Below are 21,948 nucleotides of genomic sequence, written 5' to 3'. Positions count from 1 at the left end.
GCATGAAAACCTTCGGCCAGCGCGCCACGGGCCTGCGCCTGGAGCGCATGCAGGATTCGCCGCTGTGGGCGGACGGCGTGTTCCGCAACATCCACCCCGTCCTGCCCGGCCTGCGCGACCGGCAGGCGCCGCGCCCCGCGCTGCGCGACATCCTCCTGCCCGGCGGCAGGCGCCTGCCGGGCGCACCGCTCCCTTCAATGGACCCGCTGGACACTTGGCGCCGCGCGCCGGGCTCGGGCCTGCGGGCCACCTGGCTCGGGCATTCCACGGTGCTCATCGAGATCGACGGCCTGCGCGTGCTCACCGACCCCGTGTGGGGCCCGCGCGCCTCGCCCTCGCGGTTCATGGGCCCGAAGCGCTTCCAGCCCGTGCCGGTGCGCCTGGCCGCCATGCCGCCGGTGGATCTGGTGCTGGTCTCGCACGACCATTACGACCACCTGGACTACCCCACGATCCGCGCGCTGGCGAAGCAAAACGTGCCCTTCGTCACCCCGCTGGGCGTGGGCGCGCACCTGGAGGCCTGGGGCGTGCCCGCCGCGCGCATCACCGAGCTGGACTGGTGGCAGACCTACACCCTGCCGCAGGCCGACCTTGCGGTGCATGCGGCACCGTCGCAGCACTTCTCGGGCCGGGGCTTCAAGGACCGCAACGCCACGCTGTGGGCATCGCTGGTCATCGAGACGCCGCGCCACCGCGTGTTCTTCAGCGGCGACACGGGCCTGACCACCGAATACGCCGCGATCCGCGAACGCTTCGGCCGCTTCGATCTGGTGATGCTGGAGGTGGGCGCGTTCCACCCGACCTGGGGCGACATCCACCTGGGCCCCGCCAACGCGCTCAAGGCGCTGGATCTGCTGGGCGGCGGTGCCTTTCTGCCGGTGCATTGGGGCACGTTCAGCCTCGCGGCGCACGACTGGGACGAGCCGGCCGAGACGCTGCTGCAGCTCGCACCCGGGCACGGCGCGCAGCTGCTGATGCCGCGCCTGGGCGAGCCCGTGGAACCGTCGCACGGCGCGCGTGCGCAGCCATGGTGGCGCGGCATCGGGCAGGGCGCGCCGGCACCCGCACCCGCCGGGCCGGTGCCCGATGCAACGCTGCCGGGGCCGCTCGACTGAGCGGCGGCCCGCGTCAGTCCAGGCGCAGCCTGTAGGCCACGCCGTCGCGCCCCGGGTCGGCGCCGCCGTGCAGTCCGTCGGCCTGTACCTGCACGCCATGCACCCAGGCGATGGTGTAGTTGTACGGGTTGCGGTTGACCTTATAGCCCTGGGCTTCCAGCGCGCGTGTGGTGTGGCGCGGGATGCGGTTGCACACGTCGATGGCGTTGCTGGTGGACGAGAAGCGCGGCGCGCTCACGGCGGCCTGCATCTCCATGCCGTGGTCGATCACGTTGAGCAGCGCCTGCAGCACGCCCATGGCGATCTGCGTGCCGCCGGGCGCGCCGAGCACCACGTCGAGTTGGCCGTCCTTGAACGTGATCGTGGGGCACGACGAGGTGAAGCGGCTCTTGCCCGGCTGGATGCTGCCCGCGCGGCCCGGGCGCGGGTCGAACACGCCCATGCAGCCGTTGTAGAGAAAGCCCATGCCCGGCGTGATAACGCCCGAGGGCATGGCCAGCGAGTGGGTCAGCGAGACGCAGTTGCCATCGCCATCCACCACGGCGAGGTGCGTGGTGTCGCGCGGCACCGGTGCGCCGGGGTTCACGCGCTCCACGCTGAAGCGCTGGCCCGCGCGGATCTGTGCGGCGGCCTCGCGGGCCATGTCCTTGGACAGGAGCTGGTCGAGCGGCACGTCGAAGAAGTGCGGGTCGCCGATGTGGCGGTCTTTGTCCGACGTGGCCTTCTTCATCGCCTCGCAGACGATGCGCAGGTACTCGGGGCTGTTGTGCTCCATCGCGCCCAGGTCGAAATTCTCAAGGATGCCCAGCATCTCCAGCAGCATCGCGCCGCCACCCGGGGGCTGGTTGGTGGTCACCGTGCGGTCGCGGTAGCTGCCCACGAGCGGGGCGTTGCGCCGCACCTCGTAGCGTGCCAGGTCGTCGAGCGTGACGAGCGCGCCCAGCGACTGCAGGTGCGCCACCATCTCGCGCGCCAGGTCGCCCTGGTAGAAGGGGTGCGAGCCTTCTTCGGCGATCTGGCGCAGCACGCGCGCCATGCCTTCGTTGCGCAGCGGCGTGCCGATGGCCTTGGGGCGGCCGTCGGGGCGGCAGTAGAGCGCGCGGCCCTCTTCGCTGTACTGCAGGCGCTCCAGGTTGCCGACGCGGCCCGAGGTGGGCTCGTCGATCCAGAACGCGTGCATGCCGGGGCGCACGAAGAAGCCGTCCTGCGCCCAGCGGATCGCGGGCTCCACCACCTGCTTCCACGGCAGGCGGCCGTGGGCCTGGTGCATGGCCTCCAGCCCCTTGAGCGTGGCGGGCGTGGCGATGGATTGCGGGCCGATGTCGTTCACGCGGCCCTTGAGGATGAAGCCGAAGCCGTCGGGCGTCTCGCCTTCGAGCAGGTCTTCCCACATGTCCTCGCGCGCGGCCAGCGGCGCGGGCGAGTGGAAGTCGAAGTATTCGTGCACGCCCGCGCCGGGCAGGTAGACGGCGGCGGTGCCGAAGCCCGCGATGCCGCACATCAGCGGATCCACCACCGTCTGCGCGAGCGCGGTGGCCACGGCGGCGTCCACCGCGTTGCCGCCCGCGCGCAGGATGTCAATGCCCGACTCGGCCGCTTCCGGCTGCGGGCAGACGACCATTGCTTCTCTTGCCATGGCGTGCCGGCTCACTTGCTGCTCAGGTCGAGCTTTTCCAGCGTCGGGCCCCAGGCCTTGGTGTCGCGCGCGGTGGTCTCCATGACCAGCGACGCGGGGCCCGAGACGGGGATCACGCCCATCGTGCGCAGCTTGGCCTGCACTTCGGGGCTCTTGTGGAAGGCCTCGGTGGCCTTGTTGAGCTTGTCGACGATGGCCGCGGGCGTGCCCGCGCGCGCCACGATGCCGCTCCAGCCCATGTTGTCGAAGCCCTTCACGCCCAGCTCGCTGGCGGTGGGCACGTCGGGCAGCTCGGGCGTGCGCTGGGGCGAGAGCACGGCCAGCGCGTTGAGCTTGCCGCTCTTGATGTGCGGCAGCGCCGTGCCGTAGACGGGTGCCATCACTTCCACCTGCCCGCCGATGGTGGCCATGACGCCGTCAGCCTCGCCCTTGTAGGGGATGTGCGTCATCGAGATGCCCAGCGTGCTGGACAGCAGCTCCACCGCCAGGTGCGTGGAATTGCCCAGGCCCGCCGAGGCGAAGTTCAGCTTGCCCGGCGCGGCCTTGGCGCGCTCGGTCAGTTGCTTGAGGGTCTTGATGCCCGTGGCCGGGTTGGTCGAGAGCACGAAGGGCACCGTGGTCAGCATGGCCACGCCCGTGAAGTCCTTCTCGGGGTCGTAGGGCAGCGGCTTGTAGGTGAAGCGGTTGAGCACCATCAGCGACACGCTGCCGTAGAGCAGGGTGTAGCCGTCGGCCGGCTGGTTCAGCGCGTTCTGCGCGGCGATGATGCCGCCGCCGCCGGGCTTGTTCTCCACCACGATGGTGCCGCCGATGGCCTTGCCCGCGTGCTCGGCCCACAGGCGCGCGATGGTGTCGCTGCTGCCACCGGGCGCCTGCGAGACCACGAGGCGGATGGGGCGCTCGGGGTACGCGCCCTGCGCGTGCGCTGCGGCGGCCGTTGCGGCGATGGCCGCCGCGGCGAGGAACTGGGAAACGGTGCGGATGGCTTTGGACACGGGCTTTCTCTCTGGCTGAAGAAGGGAGGGGAACGTGTTTCATTGTCATGACGCTGCCCCGCCGCGCCTAGTGAAAAGGCAAAATGCTTCCATGAAGGTTTACTCATGATTGAAAACGGCGCGGGCATCTCCTGGGCGCGGCGGCTGAAGATCCGCCACCTCGAATCCTTTCTCGTGCTCGACGAGGCCGGCACGCTCACGCAGGCCGCCGCGCGCCTGCACATGACGCAGTCGGCCATGTCGCACTGGCTGGCCGAGCTGGAGAGCGTGGCCGGCACGCCGCTCGTGGTGCGCGGGCGCAAGGTGCAGCTCACGCCCGCCGGACACCTGCTCAAGCGGCTGGCGGTCAACGTGCTGGGCGATGTCTCGCGCACCGGGCGCGAGATGAACGCCGTGGCCGCAGGGCGCGTGCCGCGCCTGAACGTGGGCAGCGTCTGGGCCGGCATCGCGGGCGGGCTGCCCGAGGCCGTGGGCGCGTTCCAGCGCGCGCATGCCGACGTGGCCGTCGCCATCCACGACGGGCCGTTCGACAACCTGCTCAAGGGCCTGGAGACGCGCGCGCTCGACGCCGTCATCGGCGTGCTCGACGCGCGTGCGCACCAGCCGGGGCTGGAGCACGAGGTGCTGTTCGACGACCACGTGGCCCTCGTCGTCGGCCAGGGCAGCAAGCACTGGGCGCGCAGCGAAGCGCTGACCTTCCAGGACGCGCTGCATGAGCAATGGGTAATGCCCCCGCCCGGCACGCTCACGCGCATCCAGATGGACGCCTTCCTCATCGAGCAGGAAGCCTCCTGGCTCGTGCCGCGCGTGGAGACCGCCTCGCTCGCGATGGTGCAGGCGCTGCTGCACACGGGCGACTACGTGGGCGTGTGCTCGGAGTCGATGGCGCGCTACCAGGCGTCGCTGGGCCTGTTCCGCCAGATCCGCATCGATTCGAGCATTCGCTTCGGCCCCATCACCGTCATGTGGAACCGCGAGCACGCGACGGCCACGCTGCGGGATTTCATCGGCTGCCTCGTCGCGCATGCGCGAGCGGAGCGCTAGATGATGTTCTGCGCTCTCAAGCGTTGCATATCGCTGGCCGTCAATCCGGCTTGCGCGAAGACTTCTTCGTTGTGTTCACCCGGCGTTGGTCCGATGAACGGTACGGGCAGGGGGTGGCCGGCCACGCGCGGGACGATGCAGGGCGCCGGCAGTGGGCCGCACTCGGCATCGTGGAGGTAGACGATGGCCTCGCGCTCCTTCAGGTGTGGGTCTTGCAAGATGTCCCGCACGGTATAGACCTTGCTGAAGGGAATGCCGCCCTGCTCCAGATGGCGGGCCAGCTCTTCGAAGTCGTGCGCCTGTAACCAGGCGACGAGCACCTTTTCCAGTTCGTCGACGTGCTTGACCCGCTGCGGATTGGTGCTAAAGCGCGGGTCGGTGGCCATCCCGGGCTGGCCGACGATCTGGCACAGCCGTTTGAAGATGGGATTGGACGAGGCCACCAGCGAGAAGTGGATGCCGTCGCGGCTGCGGTACATATTCGACGGTGCCGTGTAGCTCGCCTGGTTTCCCGCGGGTCCGCGGATGGTGCCCATCTGCTCGTACTCGACCGCCAGCGGATCGAGCAGACGTAGCAGCGCCTCCGTGGCCGACAAATCGACTTCGGTGCCCGGCATGGAGGGATCCCCGCGCAGCCGCGCCACCTCCATCGCAATAGAAAAGGCGCAGAACAGCCCGGCCACGTAGTCGCCCACCGGGTAATTGCTGTGCAGCGGCGCGCCGTCCTTTTCACCCGTCAGGTTGGTGAAGCCGCTCATGGCCTCGAAGATGCGGGCGAAGCCGGGACGCGCGGCGTAGGGCCCGGTCTGGCCGAAGCCGGTCAATCGGATCACGATCAGCCGTGGGTTGGCCCGCCGCAGGGTCGCCAGGTCCAGGCTCCAGCGGTCCAGCGTGCCGGTGCGGAAGTTCTCGACCAGCACGTCGAACCGGGCAATGAGCTTGAGAAACACCTCGCGCCCCTCGGGCTGCCGCACGTCCAGCGTGATGCCCCGCTTGCCCCGGTTGGCGACCTTCCACCACAGCGGCGCGCCGTCCTTGACCGGCTGCAGCGCGCGCAATGCGTCGCTGCCGTCGGGCAGTTCGAGCTTGACCACCTCGGCGCCGTGGTCTGCGCACAGCGTGGCGCCAAAGGGAGCGGCCAGAACCGTCGCCATGTCGAGGATGCGCACCCCGTGCAGGGCGCCGTTGGAGGCGGTGGGAGGATTCATGGGCGGCTCGGCGGTGTGGTTCATGCCGCCGCAGTCTGATGCGTTCGGGCAGAGCATGAAAGCGGCGTTTCGCTGTGCAAAACTGCATTGCCCAATTCATTGACGCCGGCATGCGGCGGCCACGAACATGGTGGCCCATCCCGCTCATCGCAACGCCCGTGGCCTCCATCCATCTACCCGGATCCATCGATTCGCAAGACCCCAGCACCGACCGCCAGTTCGCGATGAACCTGGCGCGCGGAGTGCAGGTGCTGCGGGCGTTCTCGGCGCGCAGCGCGCTGCTGGGCAACCGCGAGCTGTCCGACATCACGGGCCTGCCCAAGGCGACCGTGTCCCGCCTGACCTACACGTTGAGTTTGCTGGGATTGCTGGAGCGCGAGCCCGCGTCGCAGAAGTTCAGGCTGACTGCGGGCGTGCTGTCGCTGGGCCATCCACTGTTGGCGAGCATGCCGGTGCGCCAGCTGGCCCGGCCCTTGATGGTGGAGCTGGCGCAGCGGTCGGGCTGCACCGTGAATCTGGGCATGCGCGACCGCTCCAACGTGGTCTACATCGATTCGATCCGGCCCCATGACGACAACGCGCACCTGCCGGACATCGGCGCCACCTACCCGATGGTGGCGAGCGCCATCGGACGGGCGCTGATCTTCGCGACACCGCGGCAAGAGCGCACGGCGCTGCTGAACTTCCTGCGCGTGCAGGACGGCGAAACCTTTGCCAAGTACAAGAACATGCTGGAAGAGGATCGCAAGCTTTGGGAAAAGTACGGCTACTGCCACGGGCCAGGCTACTGGCGCAAGGAGGTCCATGCCGTCGCCGTGCCCATCGCCCAACGCAGCGGCGAACCCGCCCTGGCCATGAACTGCACGCTGTACGCGCACCGCAATGCCGCAGAGTACCTGCCCAAGAAGGTGGTCCCCCTGCTCAAGGACGCCGTGCGCTACCTGGAGGCAGCGCAGGGACTGCTCTGATTCCGATTCGCCATCCGACAACACAGGAGACTTCCCATGAAACAGTACCGCCGCCGGCGCTTCACGCTGGCTCTATGCGCCTTGACTGCCCTGGGCTGTGGCGCGGCCCATGCCAGCGACGCGTTTCCGGCACGGCCGATCCGCATCATCGTGCCCTACCCGGCAGGCGGCGTGGTGGATGCGCTGGCGCGGGTCGTGGGCGAAAAGCTGTCGGGCAAGTACGGCCAGCCCGTGATTGTGGAAAACCGGCCCGGCGCAGGAGGCAACATCGGGACGGAATACGTCGCCAAATCGCCAGCCGATGGCCACACCCTGCTGATGGTGTCGCCATCCTTTGCCGTCGCGCGGCTGTTCCAGAAGTCGATCAGCTGGGATCCGGTGCGCGACTTCAGGGGCATCGCCTGCTTCGGCGCCATTCCCAACGTGATCGTGGTGCCGCCGCAAGTGCCGGCCAGGACGTTGCCGGAATTCCTTGCGCTCACCAGGAGCGGCAAGGCGCCGCAGACCTATGCCAGCTCGGGCATCGGCACCTCGTCCTTCCTGGCGGCCGAACTGCTGGTGCAGACCGCGCACGTGCCCTTGACCCACGTGCCCTACAAGGGCCAGCCCGAGGCCACCACCGATCTGCTGGCAGGCCGCGTGGACATGATGCCCATGTCCGCCTCGCTGGCGCTGCCGCATATCCAGGCAGGCAAGCTGCGGCCACTGGCGGTGACGACCACGCAAAGGGCGCAGGCATTGCCAGACGTGCCTACCGTGGCCGAGGTGGCAAGACTGCCCGGCTATGAGGTCGCGACCTGGCTCGGGCTGCTGGCCCCCGGCAAGACGCCGCAGCCGGTGCTGGAGCAATTGTCTGAAGACGTCGCCGCAGCGCTGGCGCTGCCCGACGTGAAGGCTAAATTTCGCGACCTGGCCATCGAGGGCCAGCCGATGAAGGGGCCGGACTTCGACCGCTTCGTCGCCAAGGACGTGGAGACGTGGACGCGCGTGGTGCAGCAAGCCGGTATTACGCCGAACTGAGGGGTACACGAGATGACGACAAATGCCCATGCCAGCCGCCTCTTCGGCGATCACTTCCTGTCCAGGCTGAATGAGGAGGAGCAGGCCACGGTCGCCAACGTGCGCCGCCTGGCCCGGGACGACATCGGCCCCCGGGCCGCAGAGGTCGCGCAGAAGGACGTTTTCGCCTGGGACAACTTCCGCCTGCTGGCACGGGAGGGCGTCATCGGCACGGCCTTCCCGCGCGAATATGGCGGCACCGATGCGCGGCAGGTGCTGCGCATCCGCATCGTCGAGGAACTGGGCAGGGTGTGCAGTGCGTCGGCCTCGCTCATCACCGGTGCGGATCTGTCCTGCCGGGCCATCGTCGCAAGCGCGTCTGAGGACAACAAGGCGCGGCTGCTGCCCGGTTTGTGCCGGGGCGACATCCAGGCCGCATTCGCGCTGACGGAGCCCGGCGCGGGGTCCGACGTGCGGGGCCTGTCCACCACGATCCGCCGCGAGGGGGACGAGTACGTCATCAACGGCCGCAAGAAATTCATCACCCGTGGCACCACGGCCGATTGGTTCATGGTGGTGGGGCGCGCGGAGCATGATCCGTCGTGCTTCATCGCCGTGCTGGTGCCGCGCGATGCGGCGGGCTTCACCGTCAGCCCCGAAGTAGGCAAGCTGGGCTGGGCTGGCGTGCCGATCTCGTCGCTGCAGTTCAAGGACGTGCGGGCCAGAGTCTCCGACCGCCTTGGCGCGGAGGGCGACGGTTTCGACCTCGCGCAGGACGCGCTGATCCGTGCCCGCATGGGCCACGCATCGATGGCGCTCGGCCGCGCCATCGGAGCGGTGGAAATCGCGACGGCCTACATGGTCGACCGCAAGCTCTTCGGCAAGGCGCTCGGCGAGCACCAGGGGGCGCAGTGGATGGTGGCCGACATGGTTACCCAGCTTGAAGCCGCCCGCGCGCTGGTGCACCTGGCAGCCGAGAAATACGACAGCGGCGACGCCGACGCGGGCATCTTCGCCTCCATGGCGAAGCTGCAGGCCACCGACCTGGGCATGAAGGTCGTGACGGACGCGCTGCAGCTCACGGGCGGGCGCGGCTACCTGCAGGACTTTCCGCTGGAGCGTTTCTTTCGTGATGCCAAGCTCAACCAGATCGGCGAGGGTTCCAGCGAAGTGCACAAGACGGTCATCGGCCGCGATGCCATCCGCCGCGTGCGCACGCTGGAGCGGCATCCCTGCCTGCGATACGCATCGCTGGAGGATTACTGACCTGCAAGTGCGCACCGCGTGATTTCATCGGGGCAGCCTGGCGGCATGCGCGCGGTGGGCTCGGGTAGTAGTGTCAGTCCAGGAACCGGGGCGCTGGGGCGGGATGCAGGATGCCGCCCCGATCGACCAGGCTGGTCCGGGCGCGCAGATGGGGGTGGGCCGCCAGTTCGCTGAGCGACAGCACGGGCGACACGCAGGCTTCGGTGCCCTCGAATACCTGGCACCAATGTGCCCGGTCGTGCTGGGCGAAGATGCCGGCGAAGCGCTCGCGCATGCGGGGCCAGGAGGCCTGGTCGTGCTGGGGCGCGAGGGTGGATGCATCCAGCCCCAGCCCCGCGATCAGGGCCGCGTAGAAGCGCGGCTCTATCGCACCCACGGCCACGGCCTTGCCGTCCGCCGTGGCATAGGTGGCGTAGAACGGCGCGCCGCCATCGAACAGGTTGCGCTCCCGCGCGTCGTGCCACTGGCCTTCCTGCCAGCGGCCCAGGATGGGGGCCATCAGCGCCAGCGCGCCGTCGACGATGGCGGCATCGACCACGCAGCCTTTGCCGGTCGCGCGGGCCTGGACGAGCGCGGCCAGCACGCCCGACACCAGCAGCATGCCGCCCGCGCCGAAGTCGCCGATCAGGTTCAGGGGCACGGTGGGCGGTGCGTCGGCACTACCGATGGCATGGAGCACGCCCGTGGCGGCCAGGTAGTTGATGTCGTGCCCCACGGTCTGGGCCAGCGGCCCGCTCTGGCCCCAGCCCGTCGCGCGTCCGTAGACCAGGGACGGGTTGCGCTCCCGACAGATGTCGGGCCCGAGCCCAAGACGCTCCATGACGCTGGGGCGCAGGCCTTCGAGCAGGATGTGCGCATCCTGAACGAGGTCGAGCGCGGCATCGCGGCCTTGCGGTGTCTTGAGATCGGCGGTGGTGGTGCGCTTGCCGTGGTTCTGTATCTCGAACCGCGCGTCCCGCGGGATGCCCATGTCGGCGGCGACGGGCCGGCGCAGGCGGGTCACCTCGGCGCCCATGCCGGCGAGCAGCATGCCGGCCCAGGGCACAGGCCCGATGGATTCCATTTCCAGCACGCGCACGCCGGCCAGGGGTGTGCTCATGCCGCCTCCCCGAACGCCACGAGGGTCCGGCCGCTAGTGGTACCGGCCAGCTGGCGCTGCGCATGCGCGAGGACCTCGGCCAGCCCGATCTCATGCACATCGGGCGCGAGCACGGCGAAGTCGGGCGCCCAGTCCCGCGCGAGCTTGTGCCACAGGCGCCGCCGCTCTTCCCACGTGGCGTTGGCGACCACGCCGAACAGATGCACCCTGCGCATGATGAAGGGCAGCACGCTGCCGTCGAAGGTGTTGCCGGCCGCGTTGCCCACCGAGGCCACCAGCCCGCCGTCCTGCATGGAGCGCAGCAGCCAGGCGAGCGTGCCGCCGCCCACGTTGTCGACGGCGGCGGCGAACCGCGCCTTTTCCAGCGGGCGCGGGGGCGCGAGCGCGAGGCCGGCATCGAGTACATCGGATGCTCCCAGCGCGCGCAATGCGTCCGCCTGCGCTGGGTCGCGCGTGAGGGCGGCCACGCGGTAGCCGGCGCGCGAGAGGATGTGGATGGCCAGGCGCCCCACGGCGCCGCCCGCGCCGGTGACCGCGATCGGACCGTCACCGGGCCGCAGGCCCCAGGTCTCGAAGCGCTCCAGCGCCATCGCGGCCGTGAAGCCGGGCACGCCGATGATGGCGGCCTGCCGCGGTGTCAGCCCCTCGGGCACATGCTGCAGGTGGCGCGCGGGCACGCGCATGACTTCAGAGAGTCCGCCATCGAAGTCGATCCCGGTCTGGAAGCCGTGCACCAGCACGGCATCGCCGGGGCTGAAGGCCGCGTCGTCGGAGGCGACCACCTCGCCCACCGCCTCGATGCCCGGTATGCGCGGATAGCTGGAAATGATGCGGGCCTTGCCCAGCAGGGACAGGCAGTCCTTGTAGTTCATGCCCGCATAGCGGGTGCGCAGCGTGACCTCGCCGGGGGACAACTGGTCGGCCGTGAGGGTTTCCAGGGCCGCGTGCGCCTGTCCGTCCTGCTGGCGCACGACGAGGGCGTGGAAGGGGGTGTGCATGGGTGGGCTCCTTGAGGTCAGAACGTGTGGATGAATCCGGCGTGGCTGAGCGGGCCGCACAAACGTGCGCCATCAAGGCGCAAAGCGCAGCCATAGCGCGGGCTATGGCGAGCATTTGCAACGCCGAGGGCGTGCGTTTGTGCGGGACGAGCGGGCATGGCGGATTCGTTCACACGTTCTCAAATCACGCCTTCGGCGCGCAGGTCGGCCAGGTCGGCATCGGAAAGCCCGAACTGCGCATACACCTGCGCGTTGTGCTCCCCCACGGCTGGGCCGGTGCGCGGCGTGGGCATGTCGCGGCCGGGAACGCGCGGCACGATGCAGGGTGCGGGCAGGCTGCCGTAGTCCGGATCAGGCAGGCGGATGATCGCGCCGCGCGCCTGGAAGTGCGGGTCGGCCACGATGTCGCGAATGTCGTAGACCTTGCTGAAGGGGATCTCATGCCGCTCCAGCAGGGCCGCGATGTCCGCGAACGGCCGCTGGCGGAACCACTCGGCGATGCCGTTGTCGAGTGCGTCCAGGTGGGTGATGCGCTGCGTGGCGGTGCAAAAGCGCGGATCCGCAAGCCACTCGGGCCGGCCCAGCGCCTCGCACAGGCGCACGAAGATCGCCTGCGAGGACGCGACCATCGAGAAGTAGGTCCCATCCTGGCTCTGGTACATGTTGGAGGGCGCCGTGTAGGTGGTGCGGTTGCCCACGGCGTGCCGCACCTGCCCCAGTTGTTCGTGTTCCACGGCCAGCGGGTCCAGCAGGCGAAACAGCGCCTCCGTCGCGGATAGGTCCACTTCGCAGCCGGGGGCTTGCGGGTCTGAGCGCAGCCGTGCGATCTCGGCAGCGATGGAGAAGGCGCAGAACACGCCCGCGACCGCGTCGCCCACCGGGAAGTTGCTGTGCAGGGGCGAGCGGCCGGCCTCGCCCGTGAGATTGGTGAAGCCGCTCATGGCTTCGAACACACGCGCGAACCCGGCACGTGCGCGGTACGGGCCGGTCTGCCCGAAGCCCGTGAGGCGCACGACGACCAGGCGCGGGTTGGCCTGGTGCAGAGTGGCGATGTCCAGCCCCCACCGGTCCATGCTGCCGCTGCGGAAGTTCTCCACCAGCACGTCGAAGTGGGGGAGCATGGACAGCAGCAACGCGCGCCCGCGCGGCTTGCGCACGTCCAGCGTGATGCCGCGCTTGCCGCGGTTGGCCACCTTCCACCACAGCGGGGAGCCGTCCCGGATGGGCTGCATGTGGCGCAGTGCATCGCTGCCGTCGGGCAGCTCCAGCTTCACCACGTCCGCGCCGTGGTCTGCGCACAGGGTGGCGCCGCTGGGAGCCGCCAGCACGGTGGCCATGTCGAGGATGCGCACGCCGGCCAAAGCGCCCGTGGTCGAGGAGGAAGAGGTCATGCAAACACGTGAAGAGGCGTGAAGGGACTGTGTTTGTGCCAGCCCGCACCGGGCCCGGCAAGACCATGGTTTGCACAGCGAAACATGGGGCGCGATCCTGTTGACGCTCGCGGAGCCGCGCCGAATCATGGTGCCTCCTGATCGCACACTCGCACCGTGAAATCCATCCCCCTCCCCGGGCTCGTCAACCCGCACGATCTCTCCGCCGACCGCCAGTTCTCGATGAACCTGGCGCGCGGCCTGGAGGTGCTGCGCGCCTTCACGGCCGCCACGCCGTTGCTGGGCAACCGGGAGATCGCGGACCGCACCGGCCTGCCCAAGCCCACGGTCTCCCGGCTGACGTACACGCTCACCCTGCTGGGCTACCTGAGCCGCGATGCCCACGGGCAGAAATACCGCCTGGGGCCGGGCGTGCTGTCGCTCGCGCACCCCCTGCTCGCGAGCATGCAGGTGCGCCAGTTGGCCAAGCCGCTCATGGAGTCGCTGGCGCGCACGACGGGCTGCACCGTCAACCTGGGCGTGCGTGACCGAGACCAGCTCGTCTACATCGACTCCGTGCGCGCGGACTCCACCAACCAGCACCTGCCGGACATCGGCACCACCCGCCCGCTGCTGCCCTGCGCCATGGGGCGCGCGCTCATCCTGGGGTGTGCGGCCGCGGAGCAGACGGCCATCCTGAACTTCCTGAAGGTGAAGAACCGCGCGGAGTTCGAGCAGTACCGGCCGCTCTGGGAGGCCGACAGGAAGCGGTTCGCCGCGCACGGCTACTGCCATTCGAAGGGCGACTGGCGCAAGGAAATCCACGCCATCGCGGTGCCCGTGCGCAGCACGTTGGGCGACTCCCCGCTGGCGCTCAACTGCACGATCACCGCGCACCGGGCGCCGCGCGAGCGGCTGAGCCGGGAAGTGGCGCCGCTGCTCAAGGAAGCCGTTCATCAGCTCGAAATCGCCCAAGGGCTGCGCTAGTCACTTACGAGGAAAACCATGATCAGAGACGCCAAGCAACTGGAAGCCATGCTCCAGGAAATCCGCACGTTCCTGCGCACCGAATGCCTGCCCATCGAGGCGCAAGTGGACGCGACGGACGAGATCCCCGAACCCGTGGTGCAGCGCATGCGCGAGCTGGGCTTGTTCGGGCACAGCATCCCCGAGGAGTACGGCGGCGCCGGACTCACCACGGAAGAACTGGCGATGGTGAACATCGAGGTCTCGCAGGTCGCCACCACCTTCCGCGCGCGCTTCGGCGGCAACACGGGCATCGCGTCCGAGTCGCTGGTGGTGGATGGCACGCCCGAGCAGAAGCGCCGCTACCTGCCGCTGCTGGCCAGCGGCGAGGTGACCGGCTGCTTCGCCCTGACCGAGCCCGACGCGGGATCGGACGCCACGGCGCTGCAGACCCTGGCGGTGCGCGATGGCGACCACTACGTGATCACCGGGCGCAAGTGCTTCATCACCAACGCGCCCATCGCCAACCTGTTCACGGTGTTCGCGCGCACCGACCCGCAGTCCAAGGGCGCGCGCGGTGTCACGGCCTTCCTGGTGGAGCGGGGCGCGCCCGGCCTGAGCACGCCGGCGGCCTACCGCAAGATGGGCCAGCACGGCTCGCCCGTGGGCGAGGTGGTACTGGACCAGGTGCGGGTGCACGAAAGCGCCATCGTCGGCGGCGTGGCCGGGCAGGGCTTCAAGACCGCGATGAAGGCCCTCAACAAGCAGCGCATCAATCTGGCCGGCCTGTGCGTGGGCCCCGCGATACGGCTGGTGGACGAAATGGTGCGCCGCGCGCAGACGCGCAGGCAGTTCGGCCAGCCCGTGGGCGAGTTCCAGCTGGTGCAGCAGATGATCGCCGAGAGCAACACCGAGGTGCACGCCGCGCGCGCGCTGGTGCTGGAAACCGCGCGCAAGCGCGACGACGGCATCGACGTGACCATGGAAGCCTCCATGTGCAAGCTGTTCGCCTCGGAAATGTGCGGCCGCGTCGCCGACCGCGCGGTGCAGCTCTTCGGCGGCGGCGGCTACATCGCCGACAACGTGGCCGAGCGCTTCTACCGCGACGTGCGCCTGTTCCGCCTGTACGAAGGCACCAGCCAGATCCACCTGACCAACATCGCCAAACGCACCCTGGCCGCCGCGGCCGCTTGACCCTCATCACTACTCAGGAGACAACCATGAAGAAGTTCATCCCGCTGGCCTGCGCGGCCGTCCTCGCCGCGGCCCCGCTGGCCGCGACCCATGCGCAAGCGCCGTATCCGAACAAGCCCGTGCGCATCATCGTGCCGTTCTCCGCCGGCGGCATCGTGGACTCGGTAGCACGCCTGGTCGGGGACAAGCTCTCCACGATGAACGGCCAGCCGTTCATCGTGGAGAACAAGACCGGCGCGGGCGGCGCCATCGGCACCGACTTCGTGGCCAAGGCCCCGGCCGACGGCTACACCCTGCTGCTCGTGAGCCCGAGCCACGCCGTGGGCCCCAGCCTGCAGAAGGTGAGCTGGAACCCCGTGCGCGACTTCAAGGCGATCGCCGGCTTCGGCATCGTGCCCAACGTGGTCGTGGTGCACCCCAGCGTGCAGGCCACCACCATGGCGCAGCTGGTGGAGCTGGCCAAGAAAAGCGATCCGCCGCTGACCTATGCGACGGCCGGCCTGGGCACCTCCAACCACTTGTCGGGCGAGCTGCTGGCGCAGGAGGCCCACATCAAGCTGACCCACGTGCCCTACAAGGGACAGACGGACGCACTCAACGACCTGCTGGGCGGCCGCGTGGCCATGATGCCGCTGACCGCGGCGCTCGCCATGCCGCACGTGAAGACCGGCAAGCTGCGCGCGCTGGCCGTCACCACGGCCAAGCGCGCGAGCGCGATACCGGACCTGCCGACGGTGGCCGAATCGGCCAACCTGCCCAACTACGAGGTCGGCACCTGGTTCGGCCTGGTGGCGCCCGCCAGCACACCCGCGCCGGTGCTGCAGAAGCTGGCGGCGGATGTCGAGCGGGTGGTGGCCCAGCCGGAGGTGCAGGCCAAGTTCGCCTCGCTGGGCATGGAGCTGGCGCTGCAGACCCCCGCGCAGTTCGATGCCTTCGTCGCGAAGGAGTACGACAAGTGGGCAAAGGTCATCAAGCAAGCCGGCATCGAGGCGAATTGACGTGCCATCGCTGCGCACCCCCATCTGCGGCACCCTGGGCATCCGGCACCCGATCTTCGGCTTCTCGCACGAGCCCGACGTGGTGGTCGCTATCGCCGAGGCGGGAGGTTTTCCGGTGCTGGGGCTCGGGCGCGATGCACCCGGGCAGATCCCAGGCATCGTCGAAGACGTGGAACGCCGCCTGGGCGGGCGGCCCTACGGCATCGACCTCATGCTGCCCGCCAAGGTGCCCGCGCAGGCCGACCCGAGCGACCTGAAGGCAGCGCTGCCGCCCGAACACGTGGCGTTCGTGGAGGGCCTGCGCGCGCGCTTCGCCGTCCAGCCGCCCCGCGCGCCGAGCTTCTTCACCACCCATGCGCGCTCCGAGGCGCTGTTCCAGGCGCAGATCGACGCCGTGCTGGCATCGAACGCCCGCGCGGTGGTCACGGCCATCGGCCTGCGCGCCGGGCTCATCGCGCAGGCGCGCCAGCGCGGCAAGCTGACCATGTCGCTCGTGGGGAACGTGCGGCATGCGCGCAAGGCGCTGGACATGGGCGTGGACGTGCTCGTGGCGCAGGGCTACGACGCGGGCGGGCACACGGGGCCGATCGGCACGCTGTCGCTGCTGCCGCAGATCGTGGAGGCAACGCAGGGCCGGCCGGTGCTGGCTGCGGGCGGCATCGCCACGGGCGCCCAGGTGCTGGGCTGCATCGGCGCGGGCGCGCAGGGCGCATGGCTGGGCACGCTGTGGATGGCCGCGCGCGAGAACCACACGCCTCCCGCGCTGCTGCAGCGCCTGATCGACAGCGGCAGCGACGACACGGTGATCTCGCGCGCCCACAGCGGCAAGCCCTGCCGCGTGGTGCGCAGCGCGTGGATCGATGCCTGGGAGGAGCCCCAGGCGCCCGCGCCGCTGGGCATGCCCTACCAGCAGGCGCTGACCGGCGACGTGTTCGCCTCCATCCACGAGCACGGCGATGCCGCGCTGATCTACGAGGCGGCGGGCCAGAGCGTCTTCGGCATCCGGAACGAAACCACGGTGGCCGCGCAGATGGCGCAGCTGGTGTCCGAGATGCAGGCGGCCTGGCAGCGCCTGAACGGCTTCGTCGCATGACGGTCCACGCCTTGCGGGCCTCCGTGCTCACGGTCCACGGCGGCATCGCCGAGCTGGTGCACAACCGCCCGGAGGCGAGAAACCCGCTGTCCTCGGAACTTCGCCAGGACTATGCCGACATGCTCGACCGGGTGGAGGCCGACGACAGCGTCCGCGTGCTGCGCTTGCGTGGCGCGGGCGGCAGCTTCTGCGCCGGCGGCGACCTGGCGGAGATGAAGCAGCGCGTGCTGGAGCCCGGGCCGGACGCCGCCGCCGCGACCCGCCGGCGCATCGCCGCGGCCTCGGTGTGGCTGCGCAGGCTGCTGGCGCTGCGCGCCGTGGTCATCGCCGAGGTCGACGGGCCCGCCGTGGGCGCAGGCTTCAGCCTGGCCCTGCATGCCGATTTCGTGCTGGCCAGCGATGCGGCGCGGTTCTGCATGTCGTTCGCGCGCGTGGGCGCCGTGCCGGACTTCGGCGCCCACCACCTGCTGCCGCGCGTGGTGGGGCTGGCCGCCGCGCGCGACCTCCTGCTCACCGGACGCACGCTCGGCGCGCGGGAGGCGCACCGGCTGGGCATCGTGCACGCGGTCGTCCCGCCTTCGTCGCTGGCCGAAGCGGGGCAGCGCATGGCCGCGCAGTTCCTGCAGGCGCCCGCGGAGGCGCTGGCCATGAGCAAGGCCATCCTGCTGGGCAGCTTCGAGAACGGCTACGCCGCGGTGTCGGCCATGGAGGCGCAGTCCCAGGCCATCGCCATGGCATCGGCCTACCACGCGGACGCGGTGATGCGCTTCACCGCCCGCCAGCCGCTGCGCTACGACTGGGACCGGGACGGGCTGGCGCCGGAGGATGCCGCGGCGTCCTGATCCGCGGGTGGCAGAATCCCGGGGCCTCGTCTCCTCCCCATCCAGCCATGTTCACAGGCATCGTCCAAGCCACGGCGGGCATCGCCGCCATCACCGACCGCGCGGGCCTGCGCACGTTCACCATCGACTTTCCCGAGGGCTTCTGCGAAGACCTCGCCATCGGCGCCAGCGTGTCCACGGACGGCGTGTGCCTCACGGTGGCCGAGATCCTCTCGCCCACGCAGGCCGTGTTCGACGTGATGCAGCAGAGCCTGAACATCACCACGCTGGGCCGCTTGCGCGAGGGCGACCGCGTGAACGTAGAGCGCGCGGCCAAGGATGGCGCGGAGATCGGCGGCCACCCGCTGTCGGGCCACATCGATTTCACCGGCACGCTCGTCCAACGCCGCGAGTTCGACAACAACCTCGTCTGGCGCGTGGCCGTGCCCGAGCCGTTTCGCCGCTACGTCTTCGCCAAGGGCTACATCGCCATCCACGGTGCGAGCCTCACGGTGGCCGAGGTGGACCGTGCCGAGGGCTGGTTCGAGGTCTGGCTGATCCCCGAGACGCGCCGCGCCACGGTGTTCGAGGGCAAGCAGGTGGGCGATGCGCTCAACATCGAGATCGAGCGCAGCACCCAGGTGGTGGTCGATACGGTGCGCGAGGCCGTGCAGGAAAGCCTGGGGCGCCTGCAGCCCGTGCTGGAGGCGCTGCTGAAGGAAAAGGGCCTGTCGCTCGACGACTTCGTGCAGCCGCTGCCGTTGCCCAAGCCTTGATCCGAACCCTTGAGCCGCGCGACCTGCCGGGCCTGCTGGCGGTGCAGCGCGCCTGCTACGGCGAGGGCTTCGTCGAGAGCGCCGAGGTCTTCGCACGCCGGCTGGCCAGCCCCGCGAACTGCTCGCTGGCGGCGGAGCAGGGCGGCCGCATCGTGGGCTATCTTGCGGCCTACCGCTCGCTGCTCGGCAAGGTCACGCCGCTGCACGGCGACTTCGAGGCCGTGGATGCGCCCGACACGCTCTACGTGCACGACATGGCCGTACTGCCCGCATGCGCGGGCCAGGGCATCGCACGTGCATTGCTCGCGCCGCTGCTGCACGGTGCGCGCAGCGAGGGCCTGCGCCACAGCGCCCTGGTGGCCGTGCAGGGTGCGCAGGGCTACTGGGCGCGCCACGGCTATGCACCCTGGGCGCTGCACGACACGGCGCAGCGGCAGCGCCTCGTGGGCTATGGCTCGGACGCCGTCTACATGGCGATGTAGCTACTGAAATAGTAGCTGCTTGCGCTTGCTGCATAAGTGCTGGAGGCCGATTTGATTCAAATTCTCCGTGCCATGGAAGGAACAATAGCGCGCGAATGATGATTGTCTATAGACAATAAGAAGTTGTATTTGACAATTATTCGGCGGATTCCGAAACTGGGTGCACCTCAAAGGAGACACGCACCCCATGCCCCGACTCACCGATTACCAGAGCTATGCGGACGCCCAGGCGCATTTCTCGGCCGAGAAACTCTGGGAGCTTTTCGACGGCGACCGCGAGCGCCTGAACATCGCCCACGAATGCGTGGACCGGCATGCTGATAGCGGCCGCGACGCGCTGGTAGTGGCCCACGCGGACGGCACCGACGAGGTCATCACCTACCGCGAACTGGCCGAGGATTCGTCGCGCTTCGCGCACTGGCTGGAGCAGCGCGGCATTCAGCCGGGGCAGCGCGTGGCGATCATGCTCGACCCCTCGCGCGCCTTCTACACGGCGATGTTCGGCGTCATCAAGCGCGGCGCGATCGCCGTGCCGCTGTTCACGCTGTTCGGCCCCGACGGCATCCGCCTGCGCGTCGATGACTGTCAGCCCGCGCTGATGGTCACGAACGCCGAGAAGCAGCCCGTCGCCGCCGCGGTGACGCAGGTGCCGGTGCTGGTCTACGGCGATGCCTTCCACGCCGGCCTGCAGGCGCTGCCCGCGCACTACGCGGTGCAGACGCGGGCTGACGATCTGGCGGTGTTCCAGTACACCTCGGGCACCACGCGCGAGCTGCCCGATGCCGTGAAGCACACGCACAAGGCGCTGGTCACGCTCACGGTGGCGGCGCTCTACGGCACGGGCCTGCGGCCGGGCGACCGCTTCTTCTGCCCCTCGTCGCCCGCCTGGGGGCACGGCCTGTGGCACGGCACGCTGGCGCCGCTGGGCATGGGGCTCACCGTGGGCGCGTACAGCGGGCGCTTCCACCCCGAGCGGCTACTGCAGGCGCTGTCGAAGCACCGTTTCACCAACATGTCGGCCGCCGCCACGCACTACCGCATGATGAAGAACTGCGGCAAGGCCGGTGATTACCAATACTGCTTCGACAAACTCTCGTTCACCGGCGAGCCCATCGACGACGATACGGCCGACTTTGTGCGCCGCACCTTCGGCCTGGAAGTCTGCAGCATGTACGGCACCACCGAGATCGGCGTGGTGCTGGTCAGCTACCCCGGCGCGCCCGATTTCCCCGTCAAGCGCGGCTCGCTCGGCAAGCCCGTGCCGGGCACGCGCATCGAGGTGCACGACGCCGAGGGCCGGCCCTGCCCGCCGGGCGCCACGGGCCAGCTCATGGTGCAGCGCAAGGGCGCATGGATACCGACCAAGGACCTGGGCCGCGTCGATGACGACGGCTACTACTACCACGCGGGCCGCGCCGACGACGTGATCATCTCCGCCGGCTGGACCATGAGCGCGGTGGAGATCGAGAACGCCATCCTCCTGCACGCCGACGTGCTCGAAGCCGCCGCCATCGGCGTGCCCGACGACGTGCGCGGCCAGGTCGTCAAGGCCTTCGTCGTTTCCGGCCGCGTGCCCGGCGATGCCTTCGTGCAGGAGATCCAGGACCTCGTGCGCACCAAGCTCAGCCAGCACGAATACCCGCGCCACGTGGCCTTCGTGCCGGAACTTCCCAAGACCCCCGCCGGCAAGGTGCACCGTAAGGTGCTGCGCGAGCGCGAGGCCGCCGCCGCGCACTGACCCATTTCGTTCACCCATCCACCCCTACAGGAGACAAGCATGTCCACCACCACCCAGCGCAGCTTCCCCAAGATCACGGAAAGCGGCCTTGACGAACTGCGCGAGCGCATCGGCCAGAAGATCGGCAACACCGTCGAGCCCTGGTGCTACGAGGCCACGCGCGACAACATCCGCCACTACGCCCACGGCATTGGCGACGACAACCCGCTGTGGTGCGACCCGGACTACGCGGCCAAGACGCACTACGGCGGCATCGTGGCGCTGCCGAGCTTCCTGTTCTCCACCAGCCGCATCGTCTCGGGCTACGTGGGCGGCCTGCCGGGCGTGCACGCCATGTGGTCGGGCGCGGACTGGACGTGGCACAAGCCCATCCGCCGCAACGACGCGATCCACACCGAGGCGCATCTGAAGGATCTGATCGAGCACCAGACCCGCTTTGCCGGCCGCGCCGTGCAGCAGATCTACCACGTGGACTTCTTCAACCAGACCGGCGACAAGGTGGCTGAGGCCGACAGCTGGTGCTTCCGCACCGAGCGCGACCATGCGCGCGAGCAGGGCACCAAGTACCAGGAGGTGCGCGCGCGCGAGCCGCGCCGCTACACCGACGAGGAGCTGGGCGAGGCCTACAAGCTCTACCGCAACGAGGAAATCCGCGGCGCCACGCCGCGCTACTGGGAGGACGTGAAGGAAGGCGAAGAGCTGCCCACCATGTTCAAGGGCCCGATGACGGTGACCGGCTTCATCGCCTATGCGCAAGGCTGGGGTGGCCTGTACATCCGCGCCAACAAGCTTGCGTGGAAGCTCATCGACCAGCACCCGGGCGTGGGCATCAAGAACCGCTTCGGCATCCCGGACTGCCCCGAGCGCGTGCACTGGGAGGAAGACTTCGCGCTCGAAGTCGGCGCGCCCGGCGCCTACGACTACGGCCCGGAGCGCACCTCGTGGCTCACGCACCACCTGACCAACTGGATGGGCGACACGGGCTTCCTGCACAAGGCGAGCTGCAAGATCCGCCGCCACAACCCCGAGGGCGACATGCTGTTCATCAAGGGCCGGGTGAAGCGCAAGTTCATCGAAAACGGCCAGCACATGGTCGAGATCGAGCAGGAGGCGCGCAACCAGGACGACGAACTGTCGGTCGTGGGCGGCGGCGTGGTCGTCCTGCCCTCGCGCGGCTAATGG

The 21,948-nt window shown here is 69.4% G+C and carries 20 protein-coding genes; 14 read left to right on the top strand and 6 right to left on the bottom strand.

The window, feature by feature from the left end; translation table 11 throughout:
* The first annotated feature begins 2 nt into the window (after positions 1–2).
* Positions 3–1,115 (top strand): MBL fold metallo-hydrolase, encoded by a 1,113-nt coding sequence (locus tag AVS7_RS10190; RefSeq protein WP_020230508.1) that lies wholly within the window; start codon positions 3–5, stop codon positions 1,113–1,115.
* Positions 1,116–1,128: 13 nt separating this feature from the next.
* On the opposite strand, the gene ggt is transcribed toward AVS7_RS10190, so the two are convergent.
* On the bottom strand, positions 1,129–2,751 hold the full coding sequence (ggt, locus tag AVS7_RS10185) for a gamma-glutamyltransferase (protein WP_034691595.1): 1,623 nt from the start codon (positions 2,749–2,751) through the stop codon (positions 1,129–1,131).
* A gap of 11 nt (positions 2,752–2,762) precedes the next feature.
* Positions 2,763–3,746, bottom strand: coding sequence for a tripartite tricarboxylate transporter substrate binding protein (locus tag AVS7_RS10180; RefSeq protein ID WP_020230506.1), 984 nt, complete (start codon positions 3,744–3,746; stop codon positions 2,763–2,765).
* A gap of 105 nt (positions 3,747–3,851) precedes the next feature.
* Here AVS7_RS10180 and AVS7_RS10175 point away from each other — a divergent pair, with 105 nt between their 5' ends.
* Positions 3,852–4,790 (top strand): LysR family transcriptional regulator, encoded by a 939-nt coding sequence (locus AVS7_RS10175; RefSeq protein WP_020230505.1) that lies wholly within the window; start codon positions 3,852–3,854, stop codon positions 4,788–4,790.
* On the opposite strand, the gene AVS7_RS10170 is transcribed toward AVS7_RS10175, so the two are convergent.
* The gene (locus tag AVS7_RS10170; protein ID WP_020230504.1) at positions 4,787–6,022 is read right to left on the bottom strand and encodes a CoA transferase; all 1,236 of its coding nucleotides are present in this window, start codon (positions 6,020–6,022) and stop codon (positions 4,787–4,789) included. The two genes, AVS7_RS10175 and AVS7_RS10170, sit on opposite strands and share 4 nt — an antisense overlap.
* A gap of 134 nt (positions 6,023–6,156) precedes the next feature.
* On the opposite strand from AVS7_RS10170, the gene AVS7_RS10165 reads away from it, so the two are divergent.
* Genes AVS7_RS10165 through AVS7_RS10155 form a run of 3 tightly spaced genes read left to right on the top strand, consistent with a single transcriptional unit; the run spans position 6,157 to position 9,231 of the window.
* Positions 6,157–6,966 (top strand): IclR family transcriptional regulator, encoded by an 810-nt coding sequence (locus AVS7_RS10165; protein ID WP_034691592.1) that lies wholly within the window; start codon positions 6,157–6,159, stop codon positions 6,964–6,966.
* 36 nt (positions 6,967–7,002) lie between these two features.
* The gene (locus AVS7_RS10160; protein WP_020230502.1) at positions 7,003–7,986 is read left to right on the top strand and encodes a tripartite tricarboxylate transporter substrate binding protein; all 984 of its coding nucleotides are present in this window, start codon (positions 7,003–7,005) and stop codon (positions 7,984–7,986) included.
* A gap of 12 nt (positions 7,987–7,998) precedes the next feature.
* Positions 7,999–9,231: an acyl-CoA dehydrogenase family protein gene (locus tag AVS7_RS10155; protein ID WP_020230501.1), complete on the top strand. Its 1,233-nt coding sequence runs from the start codon at positions 7,999–8,001 to the stop codon at positions 9,229–9,231.
* 73 nt (positions 9,232–9,304) lie between these two features.
* On the opposite strand, the gene AVS7_RS10150 is transcribed toward AVS7_RS10155, so the two are convergent.
* The 3 genes from AVS7_RS10150 to AVS7_RS10140 form a co-directional block, all read right to left on the bottom strand.
* Positions 9,305–10,330, bottom strand: a complete 1,026-nt coding sequence (locus tag AVS7_RS10150) for a CaiB/BaiF CoA-transferase family protein (RefSeq protein WP_020230500.1) — start codon at positions 10,328–10,330, stop codon at positions 9,305–9,307.
* Positions 10,327–11,328 (bottom strand): YhdH/YhfP family quinone oxidoreductase, encoded by a 1,002-nt coding sequence (locus AVS7_RS10145; RefSeq protein ID WP_020230499.1) that lies wholly within the window; start codon positions 11,326–11,328, stop codon positions 10,327–10,329. The genes AVS7_RS10150 and AVS7_RS10145 overlap by 4 nt, the downstream gene beginning before the upstream one ends.
* A 179-nt stretch (positions 11,329–11,507) precedes the next feature.
* On the bottom strand, positions 11,508–12,719 hold the full coding sequence (locus AVS7_RS10140) for a CaiB/BaiF CoA-transferase family protein (RefSeq protein ID WP_024001295.1): 1,212 nt from the start codon (positions 12,717–12,719) through the stop codon (positions 11,508–11,510).
* A 156-nt stretch (positions 12,720–12,875) separates the two neighbouring features.
* Here AVS7_RS10140 and AVS7_RS10135 point away from each other — a divergent pair, with 156 nt between their 5' ends.
* The 9 genes from AVS7_RS10135 (at position 12,876) to AVS7_RS10095 (ending at position 21,945) form a co-directional block, all read left to right on the top strand.
* A complete protein-coding gene (locus AVS7_RS10135; protein WP_020230497.1) occupies positions 12,876–13,685 on the top strand; it encodes an IclR family transcriptional regulator in 810 nt (269 codons plus the stop codon).
* Between the two features lie 18 nt (positions 13,686–13,703).
* Positions 13,704–14,858 carry an acyl-CoA dehydrogenase family protein gene (locus AVS7_RS10130; protein WP_020230496.1) on the top strand — a complete coding sequence of 385 codons (1,155 nt, stop codon included), beginning with the start codon at positions 13,704–13,706 and terminating at the stop codon, positions 14,856–14,858.
* Between the two features lie 26 nt (positions 14,859–14,884).
* Positions 14,885–15,856 carry a tripartite tricarboxylate transporter substrate binding protein gene (locus AVS7_RS10125; protein WP_020230495.1) on the top strand — a complete coding sequence of 324 codons (972 nt, stop codon included), beginning with the start codon at positions 14,885–14,887 and terminating at the stop codon, positions 15,854–15,856.
* Between the two features lies 1 nt (position 15,857).
* On the top strand, positions 15,858–16,949 hold the full coding sequence (locus AVS7_RS10120; protein ID WP_020230494.1) for a nitronate monooxygenase family protein: 1,092 nt from the start codon (positions 15,858–15,860) through the stop codon (positions 16,947–16,949).
* On the top strand, positions 16,946–17,791 hold the full coding sequence (locus AVS7_RS10115) for an enoyl-CoA hydratase/isomerase family protein (RefSeq protein WP_020230493.1): 846 nt from the start codon (positions 16,946–16,948) through the stop codon (positions 17,789–17,791). The genes AVS7_RS10120 and AVS7_RS10115 overlap by 4 nt, the downstream gene beginning before the upstream one ends.
* Before the next feature lie 47 nt (positions 17,792–17,838).
* Positions 17,839–18,546, top strand: a complete 708-nt coding sequence (locus AVS7_RS10110; protein WP_020230492.1) for a riboflavin synthase — start codon at positions 17,839–17,841, stop codon at positions 18,544–18,546.
* On the top strand, positions 18,543–19,028 hold the full coding sequence (locus AVS7_RS10105) for a GNAT family N-acetyltransferase (RefSeq protein WP_020230491.1): 486 nt from the start codon (positions 18,543–18,545) through the stop codon (positions 19,026–19,028). Before AVS7_RS10110 ends, AVS7_RS10105 begins: the two co-directional genes overlap by 4 nt.
* Before the next feature lie 187 nt (positions 19,029–19,215).
* On the top strand, positions 19,216–20,766 hold the full coding sequence (locus AVS7_RS10100; protein WP_020230490.1) for an acyl-CoA synthetase: 1,551 nt from the start codon (positions 19,216–19,218) through the stop codon (positions 20,764–20,766).
* Positions 20,767–20,805: 39 nt separating this feature from the next.
* Complete coding sequence (locus tag AVS7_RS10095; protein ID WP_020230489.1) at positions 20,806–21,945, top strand: MaoC family dehydratase N-terminal domain-containing protein; 1,140 nt, start codon at positions 20,806–20,808, stop codon at positions 21,943–21,945.
* Positions 21,946–21,948 lie beyond the last annotated feature (3 nt).

The organism is Acidovorax sp. MR-S7, from assembly GCF_000400995.2.
In the GTDB taxonomy this organism is placed as follows: Bacteria; Pseudomonadota; Gammaproteobacteria; order Burkholderiales; family Burkholderiaceae_C; genus MR-S7.
The sequence above is the reverse complement of the archived record's forward strand: the minus strand, read 5'-3'. Positions and strand labels throughout refer to the sequence as shown.

Excerpts from the sequence above, each read along its gene's own strand:
- AVS7_RS10190 (WP_020230508.1), top strand. The coding sequence starts at position 3 with ATGAAAACCTTCGGCCAGCGCGCCACGGGCCTGCGCCTGGAGCGCATG.
- ggt (WP_034691595.1), bottom strand. The coding sequence starts at position 2,751 with ATGGCAAGAGAAGCAATGGTCGTCTGCCCGCAGCCGGAAGCGGCCGAG.
- AVS7_RS10175 (WP_020230505.1), top strand. The coding sequence starts at position 3,852 with ATGATTGAAAACGGCGCGGGCATCTCCTGGGCGCGGCGGCTGAAGATC.
- AVS7_RS10170 (WP_020230504.1), bottom strand. The coding sequence starts at position 6,022 with ATGAACCACACCGCCGAGCCGCCCATGAATCCTCCCACCGCCTCCAAC.
- AVS7_RS10160 (WP_020230502.1), top strand. The coding sequence starts at position 7,003 with ATGAAACAGTACCGCCGCCGGCGCTTCACGCTGGCTCTATGCGCCTTG.
- AVS7_RS10155 (WP_020230501.1), top strand. The coding sequence starts at position 7,999 with ATGACGACAAATGCCCATGCCAGCCGCCTCTTCGGCGATCACTTCCTG.
- AVS7_RS10150 (WP_020230500.1), bottom strand. The coding sequence starts at position 10,330 with ATGAGCACACCCCTGGCCGGCGTGCGCGTGCTGGAAATGGAATCCATC.
- AVS7_RS10145 (WP_020230499.1), bottom strand. The coding sequence starts at position 11,328 with ATGCACACCCCCTTCCACGCCCTCGTCGTGCGCCAGCAGGACGGACAG.
- AVS7_RS10140 (WP_024001295.1), bottom strand. The coding sequence starts at position 12,719 with ATGACCTCTTCCTCCTCGACCACGGGCGCTTTGGCCGGCGTGCGCATC.
- AVS7_RS10130 (WP_020230496.1), top strand. The coding sequence starts at position 13,704 with ATGATCAGAGACGCCAAGCAACTGGAAGCCATGCTCCAGGAAATCCGC.
- AVS7_RS10125 (WP_020230495.1), top strand. The coding sequence starts at position 14,885 with ATGAAGAAGTTCATCCCGCTGGCCTGCGCGGCCGTCCTCGCCGCGGCC.
- AVS7_RS10115 (WP_020230493.1), top strand. The coding sequence starts at position 16,946 with ATGACGGTCCACGCCTTGCGGGCCTCCGTGCTCACGGTCCACGGCGGC.
- AVS7_RS10110 (WP_020230492.1), top strand. The coding sequence starts at position 17,839 with ATGTTCACAGGCATCGTCCAAGCCACGGCGGGCATCGCCGCCATCACC.
- AVS7_RS10100 (WP_020230490.1), top strand. The coding sequence starts at position 19,216 with ATGCCCCGACTCACCGATTACCAGAGCTATGCGGACGCCCAGGCGCAT.
- AVS7_RS10095 (WP_020230489.1), top strand. The coding sequence starts at position 20,806 with ATGTCCACCACCACCCAGCGCAGCTTCCCCAAGATCACGGAAAGCGGC.